Origin of the sequence: Streptomyces sp. NPDC053755 (assembly GCF_040677675.1) — a bacterium.
Classification (GTDB): Bacteria; Actinomycetota; Actinomycetes; order Streptomycetales; family Streptomycetaceae; genus Streptomyces.
In genome coordinates, this window is the sequence record NZ_JBFASK010000001.1 from 613800 (window position 1) to 633584 (window position 19785).

Genomic DNA, 19785 nt, shown 5'->3' on the forward strand with positions numbered 1-19785 from the left:
TCCGCCGGGCCCCGGGCCGGGGCTTCTATGCCTGGTACGGGAGCAGGCCGGCGTCCGTCCGTTCCCAGGCGGCACGGAGATCGGCGAGGAGTTCCTTCTCATACGGCGCCCGGTCGGCCTGTTCGCGGGCGTCCTCGGTGAGGTGGAAGAGCTGGTCGCGGCCGCTCTTGCCGCGGTAGTACTTCCACTCGCCGCGGCGCAGGGCCCGCTCGCCCCGCACCCGCCAGAACAGGTCGCGCTCGCCGATCTCCTCGCCCCTCAGCAGGTGCCCGGCGAGGCTCGTGCCGTCCAGGGGGTAGGCGGGGTGGGGCCGGGCCCCGCCCAGCTCCAGGAGGGTCGCGGTCCAGTCGGGGGTGAAGACGGGCAGGTCGCTGACCTGGCCGCCGTCGATCCGGGCCGGCCAGCGGAGGACCGACGGCACACGGATGCCGCCTTCCTGGAGGGAGCCCTTGTTGCCCGCGAGCGGCCAGTTGTAGGAGAAGCGCTCGCCGCCGTTGTCGCTGGCGAAGAAGACGAGGGTGTCGCGCTCCTGCCCGGACCGCTTCAGGGCCTTGAGGACCTCCCCGACCGACCGGTCGAGGTCCTCGACCATCTCCTTGTACTTCTCGACCGAACCGCCGTCCTGGTGCCACAGGGCGCTGCGGTCGCCCGCCTTGATGCGCCGGACGATCTCGGCGCTCGCCTCCTCGTCGCCGTCGGCGACCCAGGGCCAGTGGGGGGTGGTGAAGTTCAGGTTGAGCAGCCAGGGCCGCTCGCCGTGGTCGCGGGTCACGTACTCGGCGGCCCGCTCGGTCAGGACGCGGGTGTAGTAGCGCAGGTCCTTGTACGGGGCGTCGCCTTCGTAGAGGTCGTACTCGCCGCCGAGGCCGAGCTTGGAGTAGTACTCCAGGGCTCCGCCGAAGTTGCCGAAGAACTCGTCCCAGCCGGAGCGGGTGGGGGAGTAGTCGGGGAGGTAGCCGCAGTGCCACTTGCCGATGAGGGCGGTGGCGTAGCCGGCCTCGCGCAGCCGGGAGGCGAGGGTGGGGTGGGTGGGTTCGAGGCCGACGGACCGGTCGGCGATGGGCTCGGCGAGGCCGCCTCGCGTACGGCCGGGGTAGCGGCCGGTGTAGAGGCTGAAGCGGGTCGGCGAGCAGGTCGCGGAGCCGGAGTAGGCGTCGGTGAAGCGGACGCCCTGGCGGGCGAGTCGGTCGAGGTGGGGGGTGCGGATGTGGGGCGATCCGTACGAGGAGAGGTCGGCCCAGCCGAGGTCGTCGCCCAGGATGAAGAGGATGTTCGGCCGTCGGGAGGGCTGCCGCCCGGTCGCGGCCCTGAAGGGGCGCTCCTCCTGGCCGGCGGCCGCCGCGACGGGTGCCCCCGCGCCGATCGCGGTGGCGGCGGCGGCCCCGACGGCGGCCCCGCCGAAGGCGCGGCGGGAGAAGGGGGGCTGGGGAGTGGGCATGGAGACTCCTCGGAGGCGCGCGGGCGCGCGGTGCGGATACACGGGGGCAGGGGGAAGGGCGTGCGTGGAAGCGCCCTGCCCGGGGGCAGGGCGGGTGCCTGAAGCCCCGGGGGGCGCGGGAGAGAGCGGACATGGTGGGGGCCGGCACGGCGGGGTGCCGGTGCGCGCAGACGGCCCGCCGCGAGGGGCGCGGGCGGGATCAGGGCCGGCGGTCCTGCGCCGGGCGCGGGCGACGGGTCGCCCCGTCCGGCCCGCCGCCGTACTCAGGAGTGGCGTGGGGCAGTCACGGGATACGTCGGTACACCGGGCGGAACGCGGGATTCAGGCGCGCGCGGGTCGTTCAGAGGCAGCGACAGATCGCGCTGGCGACACGGACCAGGTCCACGTGTCGGCGCGCGACGAGGGTGACCGAGCGGTCACGCAGGGGCTGCATGGGGCAGGAGCCTGGCCCAGAGCGCGTGCACCTGTCAACGACGTCCCGGTCCCTGGGACGCCCCCAGGGGGCCGCCCCACTGCGAACTGCGTCACATCCGGGGGGCTCCGGCGTTCGCATTACCGGCGAGTAGGGCTCGCTCGGCCGGTACGCGCCATGGGGGCCGAGCCCGTCTGCCCCTTGGCCCCCGGCCCCGTCCGCGGCCGTACCGCACCAGGCTGTCGATCAGTTCGTGCGATCGCACCAATACCGGACCCCGCGTATTTCGCCAATTCGGACCAGTGGTCGATCTCGCCTACACTCGGAGACGTGCCACGTGGTGACGGTCGACTCAATCACGATCTGCTTCCCGGCGAGAAGGGCCCCCAGGACGCTTGCGGCGTCTTCGGTGTCTGGGCTCCGGGTGAAGAGGTCGCAAAGCTCACGTACTTCGGGCTCTACGCCCTCCAGCATCGGGGCCAGGAATCCGCGGGTATCGCGGTAAGCAACGGCTCCCAGATCCTCGTCTTCAAGGACATGGGCCTGGTGTCCCAGGTCTTCGACGAGACCTCTCTCGGTTCCCTCCAAGGTCACATCGCGGTCGGTCACGCCCGCTACTCGACCACCGGTGCCTCCGTGTGGGAGAACGCGCAGCCGACGTTCCGGGCGACCGCCCGGGGCTCCATCGCGCTCGGCCACAACGGCAACCTGGTGAACACGGCGCAGCTCGCCGAGATGGTCGCCGACCTTCCGAAGCAGGAGGGCCGCACGACCCGTGTGGCGGCGACCAACGACACCGACCTGCTGACGGCGCTCCTCGCCGCCCAGGTCGACGAGGACGGCAAGCCGCTCACCATCGAGCAGGCCTCCGCGAAGATCCTGCCCGAGGTCCGGGGCGCCTTCTCCCTCGTCTTCATGGACGAGCACACGCTCTACGCGGCCCGTGACCCGCAGGGCATCCGCCCGCTGGTCCTCGGCCGTCTCGAGCGCGGCTGGGTCGTCGCCTCCGAGTCCGCCGCCCTCGACATCTGCGGTGCCAGCTACGTCCGCGAGGTCGAGCCGGGCGAGATGATCGCGATCGACGAGAACGGCATCCGCACCTCGCGATTCGCGGAAGCGAAGCCCAAGGGCTGTGTCTTCGAGTACGTCTACCTCGCCCGCCCGGACACCGACATCGCCGGACGGAACGTCTACCTCTCCCGTGTGGAGATGGGACGGCGCCTCGCCAAGGAGGCCCCGGTCGAGGCGGATCTCGTCATAGCGACGCCGGAATCCGGCACTCCGGCCGCGATCGGCTACGCCGAGGCCAGCGGCATCCCCTTCGGCGCGGGCCTGGTGAAGAACGCCTACGTCGGCCGCACCTTCATCCAGCCCTCCCAGACCATCCGCCAGCTGGGCATCCGGCTGAAGCTGAACCCCCTCAAGGAAGTCATCAAGGGGAAGAAGCTCGTGGTCGTCGACGACTCGATCGTCCGCGGCAACACCCAGCGCGCCCTCGTCCGGATGCTCCGCGAGGCGGGCGCCGCCGAGGTCCACATCCGGATCTCCTCCCCGCCCGTGAAGTGGCCGTGCTTCTTCGGCATCGACTTCGCGACCCGCGCGGAGCTGATCGCCAACGGCATGTCGGTCGAGGAGATCGGCACGTCGCTCGGCGCGGACTCCCTCTCGTACATCTCCCTCGACGGGATGATCGAGGCGACCACCATCCAGAAGCCGAATCTCTGCCGTGCCTGCTTCGACGGCGAGTACCCGATGGAGCTTCCGGACCCGGAACTGCTCGGCAAGCAGCTCCTGGAGACCGAACTGGCCGCCGGCCCCGCCGCCACCGCGGCCGCCGACGCGCTGCGTCGCCCGTAGGGCCCGCTGCACACCCCCGCAGTACGACACGAAAGCTCTGAACCCATGTCTCAGACCACCGGTGCCAGCTACGCGAGCGCGGGCGTCGACATCGAAGCGGGCGACCGCGCCGTCGAACTCATGAAGGAGTGGGTGAAGAAGACGCAGCGCCCCGAGGTCCTCGGCGGCCTGGGCGGCTTCGCCGGCCTCTTCGACGCCTCCGCCCTCAAGCGCTACGAGCGTCCGCTGCTCGCCTCCGCCACCGACGGCGTCGGGACGAAGGTCGACATCGCCCGCCAGCTCGGCGTGTACGACACGATCGGGCACGACCTGGTCGCGATGGTCATGGACGACATCGTCGTCTGCGGCGCCGAGCCGCTCTTCATGACCGACTACATCTGCGTCGGCAAGGTCCACCCCGAGCGGGTCGCCGCCATCGTCAAGGGCATCGCCGAGGGCTGCGTCCTGGCCGGCTGCGCCCTGGTCGGCGGGGAGACCGCCGAACACCCCGGCCTGCTCGGCCCGGACGACTTCGACGTCGCCGGCGCCGGTACGGGCGTGGTGGAGGCGGACCGGCTGCTCGGCCCCGATCGCATCCGTACGGGTGACGCCGTGATCGCCATGGCGTCGTCCGGCCTTCACTCCAACGGGTACTCGCTCGTCCGCCACGTGGTCTTCGACCGCGCCGGGATGACCCTGGACCAGCGGGTCGACGAGTTCGGCCGGACCCTGGGCGAGGAGCTCCTGGAGCCGACGAAGATCTACTCCCTGGACTGCCTGGCGCTCACCCGGACCGCCGAGGTGCACGCCTTCAGCCACATCACCGGAGGCGGCCTGGCCGCCAACCTGGCGCGGGTGATCCCGGACGGCCTGCGCGCCACGGTCGACCGCTCGACCTGGACGCCGGGCGCCGTCTTCGACCTGGTCGGCAAGGCCGGCCGGGTGGAGCGCCTGGAGCTGGAGAAGACGCTGAACATGGGCGTCGGCATGATGGCCGTCGTCCCGGCCGAGTCCGTGGACGTGGCCCTGACCGCGCTCCAGGACCGCGGCGTCGAGGCGTGGGTCGCGGGCGAGATCACCGAGCGCGGCGACCACACGACGGGCGCCGAGCTGGTCGGGGACTACGCGAAGTAGAACGGCCGCGGGCGGTCCGGAGTCGTCTCCGGGCCGCCCGTACCGCTCTCCGGTGCGGGCGTGACCCGTGCGCGAGGCCCGTTTTGGGGCCCGTGCGGCTCATGTGTCCACGCAGCACAGAAACCCGGTCCGGGTGACCCCGGACCGGGTTTCTCTCGTTGAAGAGGTCAAGCGCGACGCTGGGACGAGGCGCCGGGACCGGACTGGTCGTCCTCGTCCTCGTCGTCCGTGTTGTAGAGATCCGCGTACTGTGCGTACGGGTCGTCCTCTTCGTCGTCGTCCTCGAACGGCTCGCCATTCGGCGGCTGACTCGAAGTCGAAGCGCCCAGCTCGCTGGCCAGACGCGACAGGTCAGTCCCGCCGCTGCTGTACTTCAGCTGGCGGGCGACCTTCGTCTGCTTGGCCTTTGCCCGGCCGCGCCCCATGGCTCGACCCCCTCGGTGACGGGGCTCGACGGCCCCAGAGTCTTGACACGCGTTCATGGTTCGGATCGGACTCTCGTAAGAGAGACCGGTCCGTAGGGCTTCAACGGTACCTGCTTCCGTGGCCATACGGTACGCCGCACGCATCACATGCCTCGGTACAGAACCATCGAGGTGCCCTGTCCTCGCTGGTCAATCGCGATTTTAACCTCTTCTGGCGGGCCGACCCGCCGACCGGGGTGAGTCATGTCTCGCTCTGGACGAACGTCCAAAGAGCGGTCGGCGGGCCGGCCCTGTCAAGAATCAGCCGCGGCGAGCCTCGGCCATGCGCTGCTCGGCGATGCGGTCGGCGGCGGCGGCCGGCGGGATGCCGTCCGCCTTCGCACGTGCGAATATCGCCAGCGTGGTGTCGAAGATCTTCGAGGCCTTCGCCTTGCACCGGTCGAAGTCGAAGCCGTGCAGCTCGTCGGCGACCTGGATCACGCCTCCGGCGTTCACGACGTAGTCGGGCGCGTAGAGGATCCCGCGGTCCGAGACGTCCTTCTCGACGCCGGGGTGCGCGAGCTGGTTGTTGGCCGCGCCGCAGACGATCTTCGCGGTCAGGACCGGCACGGTGTCGTCGTTCAGGGCGCCGCCGAGGGCGCAGGGGGCGTAGATGTCCAGGCCCTCGACACGGATCAGCGCGTCGGTGTCGGCGACGACCGAGACCTGCGGGTACTTGTCGGTGATGCGGCGCACGGACTCCTCGCGGACGTCCGTGACGATGACCTCGGCGCCGTCCTGCAGGAGGTGCTCCACGAGGTAGTGGCCGACCTTGCCGACGCCCGCGACGCCGACCTTGCGGCCGCGCAGGGTGGGGTCGCCCCACAGGGTCTGCGCGGAGGCGCGCATGCCCTGGAAGACGCCAAAGGCCGTGAGGACCGAGGAGTCCCCGGCGCCGCCGTTCTCGGGGGAGCGGCCGGTGGTCCACTGGTTGGCGCGGGCCACGACGTCCATGTCCGCGACGTAGGTGCCGACGTCGCAGGCCGTGACGTACCGGCCGCCGAGGGAGGCCACCATCCGCCCGTAGGCGAGCAGCAGCTCCTGCGTCTTGATCCTCTCCGGGTCGCCGATGATCACGGCCTTGCCGCCGCCGTGGTCGAGACCGGCCATGGCGTTCTTGTACGACATCCCCCGGGAGAGGTTGAGCGCGTCGGCGACGGCCTCCGCCTCGGTGGCGTACGGGTAGAACCGGGTGCCGCCGAGGGCGGGGCCCAGGGCGGTGGAGTGGATGGCGATGACGGCCTTGAGGCCGGAGGCGCGGTCCTGGCACAGCACGACTTGCTCGTGGCCGCCCTGCTCCGACTGGAACAGGGTGTGCAGCACGTCAGTAGGAACGTCAGGAACGCCGGTCACATCGGTCACGGTGGTGACTCCCAAGTAAGAAGCGGCGATGGGGAGGTCCTCCTGCGGGTGGGGAGGACCGGTTCGGCAAGAGGGTAAGTCCTACGCGTGCGTAGATCGGCCGCAGTGCTCAGGATCACCCACTCCCGGAGTACCTCCGTGGAAGGATTTGCGACATGTCGGTCGCTTCTTCGGTCCTCGTCCCGTACGCCTCCTATCTGCGCGTGTACGAGCCGCTGGCGGCCTTCCCCGAGCCGGAGAGAGGGGAGTGGGCGCGGTACGCGCGCCGGGTGGACGTCCCGACCGCACAGGACGAACTGCGGCGTTCGCTGGCGGACCTGGTGCCGGTGCCGCCGGTGCCCGTGCCGGTCCACGAGAGCCGGGACGCGTTCGTGGCGCTCCTGGACGGCGTGGTCGTGATCTGCCCGTGGCGCACCCGGCTGCGGGGCTGGATGGCCCTGGAGGAGCTGGCGGCGGGCTGGGAGCTGCCCGGGCCGGTGCTGGACGCGATGGTGCCGCCGGTGGTGCGCGGGCAGGTGGCGGCGGACCACGAGCGGTGGCGGGAGCGGAACCCGGACGCGCGGCCGTGGATCCGTTCGGCGGTCTGGCAGGTGCCGGTGCGCTGGTTCACCCTTTTCGCGGACGAGGAGCGGGAGTACGCGCCGGGGAGGCCGGGCGGGGTGGACGGGGCGGGGGCCGAGCCGCCGGTCCTGCGCTACCGCACGCCGATGGTGCAGGCGCGGCGCCGGCTGGCGCGGACGCTGCGGGCGCTGCGGGAGTCGGCCGAGGAGGGGCCGCTGGCCGAGGGTCTGGTCGAGGTGGGCCGCTGGCTGGAGGAGTTCCACCCGCGCTCCCTGGTGGAGCTGGACTACGGCGGCCTGGTGCACGCCGTGCCGGCGGAGCGCCTGGCGGACGACCGGTCGGCGGCGGACGTCGCCGAGGGGATCGCGGCGCTGCGGGACGGCGACGGCGAGGGCGCGAGCGAGGCGTACGGGCGGCTGGCGGAGCGGTGGCGGGAGGTCCGGAACCTGCGGTTCGCGAACTGATCATCGACAGGAGGCACCCGCCTGGTAAATGATCTTCAAGCGCCTCGGGGTGCCGGTCCGCCGGGCATCGGGACGTAGGTCCCGATCCGGGCCTTTGGCTCAAGCGTGACGGACAGCACTTACCGCGCCCTTGCGCCCATCGCCCACCCTCGTGCCAAAATAGGACAAGGAGTCCGGGGAGGGTTCCTTCCGTCCATCTATGGGCGGAACGCTCAGCATTGCACTCTATGGGGGGTCTGAGGACTCCTGATCGCTCTGTGACTGATCGTCACAGTGGCGTGACTGTCCGTTATGGCATGGTCCATCGACTTCCGCCGCTGATGAACACCTGCGAGGGCAATTCCATCGGTTTGGCCGACGTGGCTGGACGGATGGTGTAGTTGTAGTGCCGAGGACAAGCCGTTCGTCCTATAACCGACTCGGCTCGCGTCCGCCATTTCGGGCAACGCGGGTCAAGGTGCAGAATTTAGAGGAAAGAACCGAGAAGGTTCGGTTCTCCCGAGGAGGCCGCTCATGACCGCTCGCACCCCTGATGCCGAGCCGCTGCTGACCCCCGCCGAGGTTGCCACGATGTTCCGTGTGGACCCGAAGACGGTTACCCGTTGGGCGAAGGCCGGCAAGCTCACGTCCATCCGCACGCTGGGTGGACACCGCCGGTACCGCGAGGCTGAGGTCCGCGCACTGCTGGCGGGTATTCCGCAGCAGCGCAGCGAGGCCTGAGGTACCCGCAACACCCCGCTTCACCGGGCATTTCCGGGTCCCCCAACCTGGGCCGCCCACCCCTAGCTCTGCCGACTGGCGCCTGCCCCAACAGGCTCTTCGTCATCGATCGCGCTGGACTCCGCCGGGTCCAGCGCGATCTTTTTTGTGCCCGTACGGGGTGGGTGAGGGGTGGTGCAATTGCACATATAAAATCGGGTGGGTGTAGGGAGGGTGTAAGTGCAGGGGTTTCGAAAACTCGTGCAGTGACACCCGTCACACGAGTGGACTCTTGCCAAGGAACAGCCTGCCACTCCCTGAGGGGCGCTCAAGCCGCCGTCGGTCGCGGGGTGGTGGGACTTTCGTCCTCGGCGGCCGGCTCCGCCTCCAGGCTCTCCAGGGGCTCCTGGGCGTCCATGGCGAGCCGCAGGAGGCGATGGCAGACGGGGCAGTGGCGCGTGATGTGGCCGTAGCGGGACGCGGCCGCCAGATGGGCGCGCAGCAGCGCGCGTGTCTCGTGTCTCGACTCACGTGCTGCGGACGCCGCGGCCATGCGCGACCACCTCCGGTGTGGGGCCCCCGATTCCCTGATGTCTGGGGTACCCGTGCGCACGTGACGCCGTCAATACGCCGGACGCACGACTGAGGCCCGAGTCTGACGACTCGGGCCTCGAATACGGCGGTCCTGACGGGATTTGAACCCGCGGCCTCCACCTTGACAGGGTGGCGAGCACTCCAAACTGCTCCACAGGACCTTGCTCGCAGCTCCGTACTGCTTGGGCTGCGAGAGAGACTGTACAGCAGGTCAGAGGGTCAGGTCGAACTCACGCCGGGCGAGCGCCCCGTCACGGCGCCGCCGCGTCGATCGCCTTCACGATCCGCTTGTCGGAGACCGGGTGGGCCGTGCCCAGCGCGTGCGCGAAGTAGCTGACCCGGAGCTCCTCGATCATCCAGCGGATGTCGGTGACCTCCTGCGGCACCGGCCGCCCCCGCGGGAGCTGTTCGAGCAGCCAGGCGTACTCGTCCTGCATCTCGTGGACCTTCTCCATGCGGGTGGTGTCCCGCTGCACGCCGGTCGGCATCTGCTGGAGCCGGCGGTCCACCGCCACCAGATAGCGCATCAGGTCCGGCAGCCGCCGCAAACCCGTCTTCGTGACGAATCCCGCCGGCACCAGCCAGGCCAGCTGCTCGCGCACGTCGGCCAGGTTCCGCATCAGGGCCAGGCTGTTCGTCGCCTTCAGGCGCCGCTCGCAGGCCTGCCAGGCCGCCAGGATCTGCTGGACCTGGTCCACCGTCCGGACCGTGGTGTCGACGAGGTCCGCGCGGACCTTGTCGTACAGCTTCCGGAAGGACTCCTCGTCCCAGACAGGGCCGCCGTGGTCCGCGATCAGCCGGTCCGCCGCGGCGGTCGCGCAGTCGTCGAAGAGCGCCTGGATCGAGCCGTGCGGGTTCCGGGACAGGGCCAGCTTCTGCTGGTTGGTCAGCCTCTCCGAGGCGAACTTCGCCGGATTCACCGGAATGTTCAGCAGGATCAGTCGGCGCGTCCCCCGCCACATCGCCGGCGCCTGCTCCGCCTCCGTGTCGAAGAGGCGCACGGCGACGGTGTCGCCCTCGTCCACGAGCGCCGGGTACGCCTTGACCGGCTGGCCGGCCCGCCGGGTCTCGAAGACCTTGGAGAGCGTGCCGATCGTCCAGTCCGTGAGCCCCGTGCGCTCCAGGGACTGCCCGGAGCCGTCCGGGCCGCTCGTGGCGGCCGCGGCGGCCTTGGAGAGCGCCTGGCGGGCCTTCGGGCGCAGCTGGAGCTTGAGGGACTCCAGGTCCTTGCTCTCGGCCAGCTTGCGCCGCCGCTCGTCGACGATCCGGAAGGTGATCTTCAGGTGGTCGGGGATCCGCGACAGGTCGAAGTCCTCCGCCGTGACGGGGACGCCGACCATCCGCTGCAGCTCCCTGGCGAGGGTGACCGGCAGCGGCTCCTGGAGCGGGACGGCGGTGTCCAGGAAGCGGGTCGCGAAGTTCGGCGCCGGGACGTAGTTGCGCCGGATCGGCTTGGGGAGGGACCGGATCAGCTCCGTGACGACCTCGGCCCGCAGGCCCGGGATCTGCCAGTCGAAGCCCTCGTCCGTCACCTGGTTGAGGACGTGGAGCGGGATGTGCACGGTGACACCGTCCGCGTCCGCGCCCGGCTCGAACTGGTAGGTCACCCGGAACTTCAGGGGACCCTGCCGCCAGGAGTCCGGGTAGTCGTCCTTGGTGACCCCGGCGGCCTTCTCGTTGATGAGCATCTCGCGCTCGAAGTCGAGGAACTCCGGCTCCTCGTGGCGCTTGTGCTTCCACCAGGAGTCGAAGTGCGCCCCGGACAACACGTGTTCGGGCACCCGCTGGTCGTAGAAGTCGAACAGCGTCTCGTCGTCGACGAGGATGTCCCGGCGCCGGGCGCGGTGCTCCAGCTCCTCCACCTCGGTGAGGAGGCGGCGGTTGTCGGCGAAGAACTTGTGGTGGGTGCGCCAGTCGCCCTCGACGAGCGCGTTGCGGATGAACAGGTCGCGGGAGGCCTCGGGGTCGATCCGCCCGTAGTTCACCTTGCGGTCCGTCACGATCGGCACGCCGTAGAGCGTGACCTTCTCGATCGCCATGACCGCCGCCTGGTCCTTCTCCCAGTGCGGCTCGCTGTACGTCCTCTTGACCAGGTGCTGGGCGAGCGGCTCGATCCACTCGGGCTCGATCCTCGCGTTGACCCGGGCCCACAGGCGTGAGGTCTCCACCAGCTCGGCGGACATGACGAAGCGCGGGGGCTTCTTGAAGAGCGCGGAGCCGGGGAAGATCGCGAACTTGGCGCTGCGGGCGCCCAGGTACTCGTTCTTCGCGCCCTCCTTCACGTCCTTCAGCCCGATGTGGGACAGGAGGCCGGCCAGCAGTGAGGTGTGGACGGCCTGCTCGGGCACGCCGGCGTCCGCCGCGGGCTCCTCGACGTGCAGGCCCATCTGCTTGGCGACCGTACGCAGCTGGGCGTAGATGTCCTGCCACTCGCGGATGCGCAGGAAGTTGAGGTACTCCTGCTTGCACATCCGGCGGAAGGACGACGAGCCGCGCTCCTTCTGCTGCTCGCGGATGTACCGCCAGAGGTTGAGGTAGGAGAGGAAGTCGCTGGTCTCGTCCTTGAAACGGGCGTGCTGCTGGTCGGCCTGCGCCTGCTTCTCGGCGGGGCGCTCGCGCGGGTCCTGGATGGAGAGCGCGGCCGCGATCACCATGACCTCCCGCACGCAGCCGTTCTTGTCGGCCTCCAGGACCATCCGCGCCAGGCGGGGGTCGACGGGGAGCTGGGAGAGCTTGCGGCCCTGCTGGGTCAGGCGCTTCTTCGGGTCCTTCTCCGCGGGGTTCAGCGCGCCCAGCTCCTGGAGCAGCTGCACGCCGTCGCGGATGTTGCGGTGGTCCGGGGGATCGATGAAGGGGAACTTCTCGATCTCGCCGAGGCCGGCGGCGGTCATCTGGAGGATGACGGAGGCCAGGTTCGTCCGGAGGATCTCGGCGTCCGTGAACTCCGGGCGGGAGAGGTAGTCGTCCTCGGAGTAGAGCCGGATGCAGATGCCGTCGGACGTACGGCCGCAGCGGCCCTTGCGCTGGTTGGCGCTGGCCTGGCTGACCGGCTCGATGGGCAGCCGCTGGACCTTGGTGCGGTGGCTGTAGCGGGAGATGCGGGCGGTGCCCGGGTCGATCACGTACTTGATGCCGGGGACCGTCAGGGACGTCTCGGCCACGTTGGTGGCGAGGACGATCCGGCGGCCGGAGTGGGCCTGGAAGACCCGGTGCTGCTCGGCGTGGCTCAGACGGGCGTAGAGGGGGAGGACCTCGGTGTTGCGCAGCTGCTTCTTCAGCAGCGCGTCCGCCGTGTCCCGGATCTCGCGTTCGCCGGAGAGGAAGACGAGGACGTCGCCCGGTCCCTCCGCCTGCAGCTCGTCGACGGCGTCGCAGATGGCGGTGATCTGGTCCCGGTCCGACTCCTCGGAGTCCTCTTCGAGCAGGGGCCGGTAGCGGACCTCGACGGGATACGTCCGCCCGCTGACCTCCACGATCGGCGCGTCGCCGAAGTGACGGGAGAAGCGCTCGGGGTCGATGGTGGCGGAGGTGATGACGACCTTGAGGTCGGGGCGCTTGGGCAGCAGCTGGGCCAGATAGCCGAGCAGGAAGTCGATGTTGAGGGACCGCTCGTGGGCCTCGTCGATGATGATCGTGTCGTAGGCGCGCAGCTCGCGGTCCGTCTGGATCTCGGCGAGCAGGATGCCGTCGGTCATCAGCTTCACGAAGGTCGCGTCCGGGTTCACCTGATCGGTGAAACGGACCTTCCAGCCGACCGCCTCGCCCAGCGGGGTCCGCAGCTCCTCGGCGACCCGCTCGGCGACCGTGCGGGCGGCGATCCGGCGCGGCTGCGTGTGGCCGATCATCCCGCGGACGCCGCGTCCGAGTTCCAGACAGATCTTCGGGATCTGCGTGGTTTTCCCGGAGCCCGTCTCACCGGCGACGATCACGACCTGGTGGTCGCGTATCGCCTCGAGGATCACGTCCTTCTTCTGCGAGACGGGCAGCTGCTCGGGGTAGGTGACCGCGGGCACGCGGGCGGCCCGCCCGTCGACGCGCTCCTTGGCCTTGCCGGCCTCGGCGGCGATCTCGTCCAGGACGGCCTGACGGGCCTCGGGCTTGCGGATGCGGCGGGCGCCCTCGAGGCGGCGGCCGAGCCGGTGGGCGTCCCGCAGCGAGACCTCGGCCAGCAGGGACTGGAGGGCGGCGAAGGAAGTAGACATACGGACTCCAGGATCGCACCTGTGGCCGAGAACCGGCGAACCGATTTACCGGGCCGGGACGGGCGGGGAGAGCGGCGCGCGCCGGTGCGTAATATTTCGGGCACGTCGCCCCCCACCCGTATGCGGGCACGTCGCCCCCCACCCGTGTCCGAGAGGTTCCCCGATGCTCCGCACCGCCCGCGCGTCGGCGGCGTTCGCCGCGCTGCTGGGCGTGGTGCTGGGGCTGCTGGCGTCCGGGGGCGGCGCGCGTACGGAACCGGGAGAGGCGGTCGGGGCGGCCGCCGTCGTGGCCGTGGGCGCCGGGACCACGGCGCCGGGCTGCGATCAGGGGCCCTCGGCCGACGGCAGCGCCCGTCCCGTCACCCCGCCGCGCCCGACCGGCTTCGGTGACCTGCTGCCCGCCCTGACACGGGCGCGGCCGGCCGACGGCGGCTGGTGCGCGGAACAGGACGCACGGGACCTGCCGTCGGGCCCGGCGCCCCCGGAGCTCGTACCGCCGTCCCCCGTGGAGCTGTCGATCCTGCGGGTCTAGACGGGCCGGTCACCTCCGCCGCCCGTCTCTCTTCTGTCCAGGAGCGTTTCCGCATGCCCAAGTCCACACCGAAGTCCCCGTCCCGGGCCGCCTCCACGCCGTCCGGGCCGTCCCCCCGGGCGGCCGCCTCCCCGGCCCGGCCGATCATGATCGTCTCCGGCGTCGCGCTCGCCGCCGCGCTGCTCGGACTCGTCTCGTACACCGCGACCAAGCCCTCCTCGCCGGGATCGGGCGGCTCCTCGTCGGTCGCCGAGGTCTCCGCCGACCCCACCGCGGGCGTCTACCCCGAGCTGGAGGCGTACGCCCGCCGCGACCCGGCCGACCGGCTGGCCCTCGGGCGGGCCGACGCGCCCGTGGTGCTGATCGAGTACGCCGACTTCAAGTGCGGGTACTGCGGGAAGTTCGCCCGGGACACCGAGCCCGAGCTGATGCGGAAGTACGTCGCGGACGGCACCCTGCGCATCGAGTGGCGCAACTTCCCGATCTTCGGCGAGGAGTCGGAGGCGGCGGCCCGCGCCTCGTGGGCGGCGGGCCGGCAGGGCAGGTTCTGGGAGTTCCACCGGGCGGCCTACGCCGAGGGCGCCAAGGAGAAGGGCTTCGGTCCGGACCGGCTGGCCGCCCTGGCGAAGGAGGCCGGCGTCCCGGACCAGGCCCGCTTCGCCCGGGACACGGACAGCGCGGCGGCCCGGGCGGCGGTGGCCGCGGACCAGCGGCAGGGGTACTCCCTGGGCGCGACCTCGACGCCGTCGTTCCTGATCAACGGGCGGCCGATCGCGGGAGCCCAGCCGGTGGAGACCTTCACCGACGCCATCGAGGCGGCCGCCCGGTCGGCGAAGAACGTGACGGCACAGCGGACGGCGAAGCCGACGCCTCCGGCGCCCTCGGGCGAGCCGCACCCCGGCGCGACCCGGTGACCGGCGACATCGGCTATCTGGCGGCCTTCCTCGGCGGGCTGCTGGCCCTTCTCAGCCCGTGCAGCGCGCTGCTCCTCCCGGCCTTCTTCGCGTACTCGATCGACTCGCCGACGCGGCTGCTCGCCCGTACGGGCGTCTTCTACGCCGGTCTGGCCACCACCCTCGTCCCGCTGGGCGCGGCGGGGTCCTTCGCCGGGCGGCTGTTCTACGGCCACCGGGACCTGCTCGTGGCGCTCGGCGGCTGGCTGATCATCGCCCTCGGCGTGGTCCAGCTCCTCGGCATGGGGTTCGCCTCCCGCCGCATCGCCGAGATCGGAGGCAGGATCAGGCCGCTGACGGCGGTCTCCGTCTACGCCATGGGCCTGGTCTACGGGCTCGCCGGGTTCTGCGCCGGCCCGATCCTCGGGAGCGTCCTGACGGTGGCGGCGCTGAGCGGCAGCCCGGCCTACGGCGGCCTGCTGCTCGCGGTGTACGCGCTGGGCATGGCGGTGCCGCTGTTCGTGCTCGCGCTGGGCTGGGAGCGGTACGACCTGGGCCGCAGGCGCTGGCTGCGCGGCCGCCCGGTCCGCGTCGGCCGGTTCCGGACACACTCGACGTCCCTGGCGTCGGGCCTGTTCTTCGTGCTGCTCGGGGTGCTCTTCCTCGTCTTCGACGGGACGACGGCCCTTCCGGGTCTGCTGTCGGTGGACGACTCGTTCGCGGTGGAGGAGCGGGTGGCGTCGCTGGGCCGGTCGGTTCCGGACTGGGCGCTGCTGGCGGCGGTGGTCGCGGCGGTGGCGGCGGTGCTCGCGGTCCGAAGCCGGCGCGGGTCGCGCGGCGGCGAGCAGGAGAAGGCGTGAGGGACGCGGAGACGTGAGGGCGCCTGAGGGGCCGGCCTTGCCCCCCCAGGCGCCCGCGCCCCGCTCCGTACGCGTCCCTCGCCCGCACACGCGGAAGGCCCCGTTCTTTCGAACGGGGCCTTCTCTCTGTGGCTGGGGCCGGGGTCGAACCGGCGACCTATCGCTTTTCAGGCGATCGCTCGTACCAACTGAGCTACCCAGCCACGAGGTCGTTTCCGACCTCAGCGATCCTGACGGGACTTGAACCCGCGACCTCCACCTTGACAGGGTGGCGAGCTAACCAACTGCTCCACAGGACCTTGCAATGTGCGAGACAAGTCTCGCACACGTTGTTGCGTGCCCCCAACGGGATTCGAACCCGTGCTACCGCCTTGAAAGGGCGGCGTCCTGGGCCACTAGACGATGAGGGCTAAGGGCCCACCTGGGCGCTTCGCAGCGCGTCGGGGACGTGAGAAGCATATGGGATGGCGGCGGCTATCGCCAAAACGGTTTCCCGGCGCCGTCGGCGCGCCCCCTCGGGTCAGCCCCAGCCGAGGGCGTGGAGCCGCTCGTCGTCGATCCCGAAGTGGTGGGCGATCTCGTGGACCACCGTCACGGCGACCTCGTGGACCACGTCCTGGGCGGTCTCGCAGTAGCGCAGGGTGGGGCCCATGTAGATGGAGATGCGGTCCGGGAGGACGCCGGCGTACCACTCGCCGCGCTCGGTGAGGGGCGTCCCTTCGTAGAGGCCGAGGAGTTCCGGGTCCGACGGGTCGGGTTCGTCCTCCACGAACACGGCCACGTTGTCCATGACCCGCGTCAGCTCCGGCGGGATCGTGTCCAGGGCCTGGGCCACCAGCTCTTCGAACGTGTCGCGTGTCATCTCCAGCACACCGCCATTGTCGGTGACGGGCGCCCTTTTGCGGGCTGCCGGGCGGAACCGCTTCCGAAGCCGCCCGCGGAACTGCTTCCCGGGCGAAAACGAGTGGCATTGGAGTGGCGCTCGCCGCCGGGCGGTGACCGGGGGCGGCGCCCGCGTGTTCTGCGGAGCATGAACAACACCTTCAAGCGCTCCCTCGCGGGCGCCACCATCGCCGTCGTCGCCGTCCTCGGCATGGCGGGCACCGCCCACGCCGACACCGACACCGTCCACGGTGTCGGGGACCTGATCGACATCAGCGAGGTCCTGACCCTGGACGACGTCCTGCGCACCGTCCCGCTCCTCAACGGCGAGAGCACCGCCGACAGCGCCGACACCACCACCACGAGCACCCAGTCCACCGCCACCGGCACCGGCACCACCACCACCGGTGCGGCCGCGGGCCTCGGGCGCGTCGGCTCCCTCCTCGGCCTCACGGGCTGAGCCGTCCCCACTCGGCCGGGCGGCCCCCGGTTCCGGAGGCGACTCCGGGGCCGGGGGTTTGTCGTGTGGGGGCGTGTCCCTCGCGGCGCAAGAGGAGTTGGGCAGCGAAACACTTTCCCGTCCCGCCGTAACCGCCCGCCCTGTCCCGTATGTTCCTTGCGTCCTGGAGGTGCCGTCCGTGCGCCATGTGCCCACCCGTGTGAGATGGGCCGCCACCGCGTTGGCGGTCGCCGCCTGCGCCGGTCTGAGCGGCTGTATGAGTGTGAGTGACGACGGCGCGAAACCGGCGCCCGGCAAGTCCGCGGGAAAGCAGGGCGTGGCGGCCGAGTCGGATGCCGCCGCCGACGGGTCGGGCGGCTACGCCGGGGAGGGGTACGCCGATACGGGCGGGAGCGGGGCGGACGCGGACGGGGCGGGCGAGGAGTCCCCCGTGCCGAGCGGATCGCCCTCGGCGTCGGGCAAGCCCCCGGCGGGCGGGGTCGCGGGGCCGGGAGGGAAGCCGAAGCCGTCCCAGGAGCCGGGCGGGACGGGCGGCGCCGGCGAGGCCGGAGGTGCCGGCGGGCCGAGCGCGCCGGGCGAGGAGAGCACGCCTCCGGTCGATCCGCCGCCCTCGGAGACGCAGGAGCCGCCGCCGACCTCCGAGCCCACCGTGGAGCCGACTCCGGAGCCGACGGACCCGCCGACCTCCACGCCCGGCGCGGACACGCACATGGGTGCCATGAGGGCCGCCGACAGGCCCGGCGGCCCGGTGGAGCCGGAGGCATCACCGCAGGTCGGACCGGTGTGACGGAACCCGGTTTGCGTGAGGGCGGGGAGGGTGCGTATGGTTATAGATCGTTTGATCCCATTGCCCGGCGCCGAAACAGAAGAGCGCCGCGTGGCGCGTACTCTCCCTAGCCGTGGCTGACCGCATTGAGGCGGTCGATTTGCGAATTCACGGAGTTGACGGGCGCGTGCCGAGACTCCGGAAGGTTTCGCATTTCGCATGTCCATTTTCAGTTCTGACCACGCCGTCATGCCCGAGAACGACGAGATCGTCGAGGTCCTCGAGGTCGTCGAGACCACCGAGACCGCCGTGACCGAGGCTGCCGAGTTCGAGTCCTCCGAGGCCGAGTCCTCCGAGCCCACCATCACGTTCGCCGACCTCGGCCTCCCCGAGGGCGTCGTGCGCAAGCTCGCGCAGAACGGCGTGACCACCCCCTTCCCGATCCAGGCTGCGACCATCCCGGACGCCCTGGCCGGCAAGGACATCCTCGGCCGCGGCCGCACCGGCTCCGGCAAGACCCTGTCCTTCGGTCTGCCGACCCTGGCGCAGCTGGCCGGCGGCCACACCGAGAAGAAGAAGCCCCGCGCGGTCATCCTCACCCCGACCCGTGAGCTCGCGATGCAGGTCGCGGACGCCCTCCAGCCCTACGGCGACGTGCTCGGCCTGAAGATCAAGGTCGTCTGCGGCGGTACGTCCATGGGCAACCAGATCTACGCCCTGGAGCGCGGCGTCGACGTCCTCGTCGCCACCCCGGGCCGGCTGCGCGACATCATCAACCGTGGCGCCTGCTCCCTGGAGAACGTCCAGGTCGCGGTCCTCGACGAGGCCGACCAGATGTCCGACCTGGGCTTCCTGCCCGAGGTCACCGAGCTGTTCGACCAGATTCCGGTCGGCGGTCAGCGCATGCTCTTCTCCGCCACCATGGAGAACGAGATCGGCACGCTGGTCAAGCGCTACCTGCACGACCCGGTCACGCACGAGGTCGACAGCGCCCAGGGCAACGTCACCACGATGACCCACCACGTCCTCGTCGTGAAGCCGAAGGACAAGGCGCCGGTCACGGCCGCCATCGCCGCCCGCAAGGGCCGCACGATCATCTTCGTCCGCACCCAGCTGGGCGCGGACCGCATCGCCGAGCAGCTGTGCGAGTCGGGCGTCAAGGCCGACGCGCTGCACGGTGGCATGACCCAGGGCGCGCGTACCCGAGTCCTCGAGGACTTCAAGAAGGGTTACGTCAACGCGCTCGTCGCCACGGACGTCGCCGCCCGCGGCATCCACGTCGACGGCATCGACCTGGTCCTGAACGTGGACCCGGCCGGCGACCACAAGGACTACCTGCACCGCTCGGGCCGTACCGCCCGTGCCGGCAAGTCCGGCGTCGTCGTGTCGCTGTCCCTGCCGCACCAGCGTCGTCAGATCTTCCGCCTGATGGAGGACGCGGGCGTCGACGCCTCGCGCCACATCATCCAGAGCGCCGGCGCCTTCGACCCGGAGGTCGCCGAGATCACCGGCGCCCGCTCGCTGACCGAGGTCCAGGCCGACTCGGCGAACAACGCCGCCAAGCAGGCCGAGCGCGAGGTCGTCGAGCTGACCAAGCAGCTGGAGCGGCTGACCCGCCGGGCCGTCGAGCTCCGCGAGGAGGCCGACCGCCTGGTCGCCCGTTCCGCGCGCGAGCGGGGCGAGGACCCGGAGGCCGCGGTCGCCGAGGTGACGGAGGCCGCCGAGGCCGAGGTCGCCGCGGTGGCGGCCGCTCAGGTCGCCGAGGAGCGCCGCGAAGAGCGTCGCGAGGAGCGCCCGGCGTTCCGCGACGAGCGGGGCAACTACGAGCGCCGTGACCGCGGTGGCGACCGCGGCGGGTTCCGCCGTGACGACCGCCGTGACGACCGCCGTGACGACCGCGGCGGTGACCGTGGTGGCTTCCGTCGCGACAACGACCGTCCGTCCGGTGGTTTCCGCCGGGACAACGACCGTCCGTCCGGTGGTTTCCGCCGGGACAACGACCGCCCCTCCGGTGGCTTCCGTCGTGACGACCGTCCCTCGGGTGGTTTCCGTCGTGACGACCGTCCCTCGGGCGGCTTCAACCGCGACGACCGCGGCGGCCGTTCCTTCGACCGCCGTGACGACCGCGGTGGCGACCGTGGCGGGTTCCGTCGTGACGACCGTCCGTCCGGTGGTTTCCGTCGTGACGACCGTCCCTCGGGCGGCTTCAACCGCGACGACCGCGGC

General features: G+C 71.1%; 17 protein-coding genes and 4 tRNA genes. 10 read left to right on the forward strand and 11 right to left on the reverse strand.

Going from position 1 to position 19785, the window contains the following annotated elements; translation table 11 throughout:
* Positions 1 to 25: 25 nt before the first annotated feature.
* Together AB0K65_RS02785 and AB0K65_RS02790 are read right to left on the reverse strand one after the other, a co-directional pair.
* The gene (locus AB0K65_RS02785) at positions 26 to 1438 is read right to left on the reverse strand and encodes a sulfatase-like hydrolase/transferase (protein ID WP_365713561.1); all 1413 of its coding nucleotides are present in this window, start codon (positions 1436 to 1438) and stop codon (positions 26 to 28) included.
* Positions 1439 to 1778: 340 nt separating this feature from the next.
* A complete protein-coding gene (locus AB0K65_RS02790) occupies positions 1779 to 1871 on the reverse strand; it encodes a putative leader peptide (protein WP_365713563.1) in 93 nt (30 codons plus the stop codon).
* A 309-nt stretch (positions 1872 to 2180) separates the two neighbouring features.
* Between AB0K65_RS02790 and purF the strand changes: the two genes are divergently transcribed.
* The gene (purF, locus tag AB0K65_RS02795; protein WP_365713565.1) at positions 2181 to 3707 is read left to right on the forward strand and encodes an amidophosphoribosyltransferase; all 1527 of its coding nucleotides are present in this window, start codon (positions 2181 to 2183) and stop codon (positions 3705 to 3707) included.
* 45 nt (positions 3708 to 3752) lie between these two features.
* Positions 3753 to 4820, forward strand: a complete 1068-nt coding sequence (gene purM / locus AB0K65_RS02800; RefSeq protein WP_365713567.1) for a phosphoribosylformylglycinamidine cyclo-ligase — start codon at positions 3753 to 3755, stop codon at positions 4818 to 4820.
* A 167-nt stretch (positions 4821 to 4987) separates the two neighbouring features.
* Here purM and AB0K65_RS02805 read toward each other — a convergent pair whose 3' ends face one another.
* Both AB0K65_RS02805 and AB0K65_RS02810 read right to left on the reverse strand, forming a co-directional pair.
* Positions 4988 to 5245 carry a DUF3073 domain-containing protein gene (locus AB0K65_RS02805; protein ID WP_365713569.1) on the reverse strand — a complete coding sequence of 86 codons (258 nt, stop codon included), beginning with the start codon at positions 5243 to 5245 and terminating at the stop codon, positions 4988 to 4990.
* Between the two features lie 300 nt (positions 5246 to 5545).
* On the reverse strand, positions 5546 to 6646 hold the full coding sequence (locus tag AB0K65_RS02810) for a Glu/Leu/Phe/Val dehydrogenase dimerization domain-containing protein (RefSeq protein WP_365713571.1): 1101 nt from the start codon (positions 6644 to 6646) through the stop codon (positions 5546 to 5548).
* A gap of 155 nt (positions 6647 to 6801) precedes the next feature.
* Here AB0K65_RS02810 and AB0K65_RS02815 point away from each other — a divergent pair, with 155 nt between their 5' ends.
* Together AB0K65_RS02815 and bldC are read left to right on the forward strand one after the other, a co-directional pair.
* Entirely contained in the window at positions 6802 to 7671 is an 870-nt protein-coding gene (locus tag AB0K65_RS02815; RefSeq protein ID WP_365713573.1) for a hypothetical protein, read from the forward strand.
* A 513-nt stretch (positions 7672 to 8184) separates the two neighbouring features.
* Entirely contained in the window at positions 8185 to 8391 is a 207-nt protein-coding gene (bldC, locus tag AB0K65_RS02820) for a developmental transcriptional regulator BldC (RefSeq protein WP_003949541.1), read from the forward strand.
* A gap of 307 nt (positions 8392 to 8698) precedes the next feature.
* Here the strand turns inward: bldC and AB0K65_RS02825 are convergent, their stop codons facing one another.
* The 3 genes from AB0K65_RS02825 to hrpA all read right to left on the reverse strand — a co-directional run bounded on the left by AB0K65_RS02825 (position 8699) and on the right by hrpA (position 13166).
* Positions 8699 to 8923 (reverse strand): DUF6274 family protein, encoded by a 225-nt coding sequence (locus tag AB0K65_RS02825; RefSeq protein WP_365713575.1) that lies wholly within the window; start codon positions 8921 to 8923, stop codon positions 8699 to 8701.
* A 127-nt stretch (positions 8924 to 9050) separates the two neighbouring features.
* A tRNA-Asp gene (locus AB0K65_RS02830) sits at positions 9051 to 9125 on the reverse strand.
* Positions 9126 to 9215: 90 nt separating this feature from the next.
* Positions 9216 to 13166: an ATP-dependent RNA helicase HrpA gene (gene hrpA, locus AB0K65_RS02835; protein WP_365713576.1), complete on the reverse strand. Its 3951-nt coding sequence runs from the start codon at positions 13164 to 13166 to the stop codon at positions 9216 to 9218.
* 163 nt (positions 13167 to 13329) lie between these two features.
* Between hrpA and AB0K65_RS02840 the strand changes: the two genes are divergently transcribed.
* From AB0K65_RS02840 to AB0K65_RS02850, 3 genes are read left to right on the forward strand one after another with little or no spacing between them, the layout of a single operon-like run.
* Positions 13330 to 13698: a hypothetical protein gene (locus AB0K65_RS02840; RefSeq protein WP_365713578.1), complete on the forward strand. Its 369-nt coding sequence runs from the start codon at positions 13330 to 13332 to the stop codon at positions 13696 to 13698.
* A 53-nt stretch (positions 13699 to 13751) separates the two neighbouring features.
* A complete protein-coding gene (locus AB0K65_RS02845; protein ID WP_365713580.1) occupies positions 13752 to 14612 on the forward strand; it encodes a DsbA family protein in 861 nt (286 codons plus the stop codon).
* On the forward strand, positions 14609 to 15451 hold the full coding sequence (locus AB0K65_RS02850) for a cytochrome c biogenesis CcdA family protein (protein WP_365713583.1): 843 nt from the start codon (positions 14609 to 14611) through the stop codon (positions 15449 to 15451). The genes AB0K65_RS02845 and AB0K65_RS02850 overlap by 4 nt, the downstream gene beginning before the upstream one ends.
* Positions 15452 to 15580: 129 nt before the next feature.
* On the opposite strand, the gene AB0K65_RS02855 is transcribed toward AB0K65_RS02850, so the two are convergent.
* The 4 genes from AB0K65_RS02855 to AB0K65_RS02870 all read right to left on the reverse strand — a co-directional run bounded on the left by AB0K65_RS02855 (position 15581) and on the right by AB0K65_RS02870 (position 16322).
* Positions 15581 to 15654 (reverse strand) — tRNA-Phe (locus AB0K65_RS02855).
* Positions 15655 to 15676: 22 nt separating this feature from the next.
* Positions 15677 to 15750, reverse strand: a tRNA-Asp gene (locus tag AB0K65_RS02860).
* A gap of 38 nt (positions 15751 to 15788) precedes the next feature.
* Positions 15789 to 15861, reverse strand: a tRNA-Glu gene (locus tag AB0K65_RS02865).
* A gap of 110 nt (positions 15862 to 15971) precedes the next feature.
* Positions 15972 to 16322 (reverse strand): metallopeptidase family protein, encoded by a 351-nt coding sequence (locus AB0K65_RS02870; protein ID WP_365713585.1) that lies wholly within the window; start codon positions 16320 to 16322, stop codon positions 15972 to 15974.
* A gap of 159 nt (positions 16323 to 16481) precedes the next feature.
* On the opposite strand from AB0K65_RS02870, the gene AB0K65_RS02875 reads away from it, so the two are divergent.
* From AB0K65_RS02875 to AB0K65_RS02885, 3 genes are all read left to right on the forward strand, one after another.
* Positions 16482 to 16793 carry a hypothetical protein gene (locus AB0K65_RS02875; protein ID WP_365713588.1) on the forward strand — a complete coding sequence of 104 codons (312 nt, stop codon included), beginning with the start codon at positions 16482 to 16484 and terminating at the stop codon, positions 16791 to 16793.
* Positions 16794 to 17049: 256 nt separating this feature from the next.
* Positions 17050 to 17580 (forward strand): hypothetical protein, encoded by a 531-nt coding sequence (locus tag AB0K65_RS02880; protein ID WP_365713590.1) that lies wholly within the window; start codon positions 17050 to 17052, stop codon positions 17578 to 17580.
* A gap of 198 nt (positions 17581 to 17778) precedes the next feature.
* The coding region (locus tag AB0K65_RS02885; protein WP_365713592.1) for a DEAD/DEAH box helicase at positions 17779 to 19785 on the forward strand (2007 nt) is incomplete at its 3' end.

Coding starts and splice junctions, on each gene's coding strand:
- AB0K65_RS02875 (WP_365713588.1), top strand. CDS start 16,482: ATGAACAACACCTTCAAGCGCTCCCTCGCGGGCGCCACCATCGCCGTC.
- AB0K65_RS02880 (WP_365713590.1), top strand. CDS start 17,050: ATGAGTGTGAGTGACGACGGCGCGAAACCGGCGCCCGGCAAGTCCGCG.
- AB0K65_RS02825 (WP_365713575.1), bottom strand. CDS start 8,923: ATGGCCGCGGCGTCCGCAGCACGTGAGTCGAGACACGAGACACGCGCG.
- hrpA (WP_365713576.1), bottom strand. CDS start 13,166: ATGTCTACTTCCTTCGCCGCCCTCCAGTCCCTGCTGGCCGAGGTCTCG.
- AB0K65_RS02790 (WP_365713563.1), bottom strand. CDS start 1,871: ATGCAGCCCCTGCGTGACCGCTCGGTCACCCTCGTCGCGCGCCGACAC.
- bldC (WP_003949541.1), top strand. CDS start 8,185: ATGACCGCTCGCACCCCTGATGCCGAGCCGCTGCTGACCCCCGCCGAG.
- purM (WP_365713567.1), top strand. CDS start 3,753: ATGTCTCAGACCACCGGTGCCAGCTACGCGAGCGCGGGCGTCGACATC.
- AB0K65_RS02840 (WP_365713578.1), top strand. CDS start 13,330: ATGCTCCGCACCGCCCGCGCGTCGGCGGCGTTCGCCGCGCTGCTGGGC.
- AB0K65_RS02815 (WP_365713573.1), top strand. CDS start 6,802: ATGTCGGTCGCTTCTTCGGTCCTCGTCCCGTACGCCTCCTATCTGCGC.
- AB0K65_RS02785 (WP_365713561.1), bottom strand. CDS start 1,438: ATGCCCACTCCCCAGCCCCCCTTCTCCCGCCGCGCCTTCGGCGGGGCC.
- AB0K65_RS02805 (WP_365713569.1), bottom strand. CDS start 5,245: ATGGGGCGCGGCCGGGCAAAGGCCAAGCAGACGAAGGTCGCCCGCCAG.
- AB0K65_RS02845 (WP_365713580.1), top strand. CDS start 13,752: ATGCCCAAGTCCACACCGAAGTCCCCGTCCCGGGCCGCCTCCACGCCG.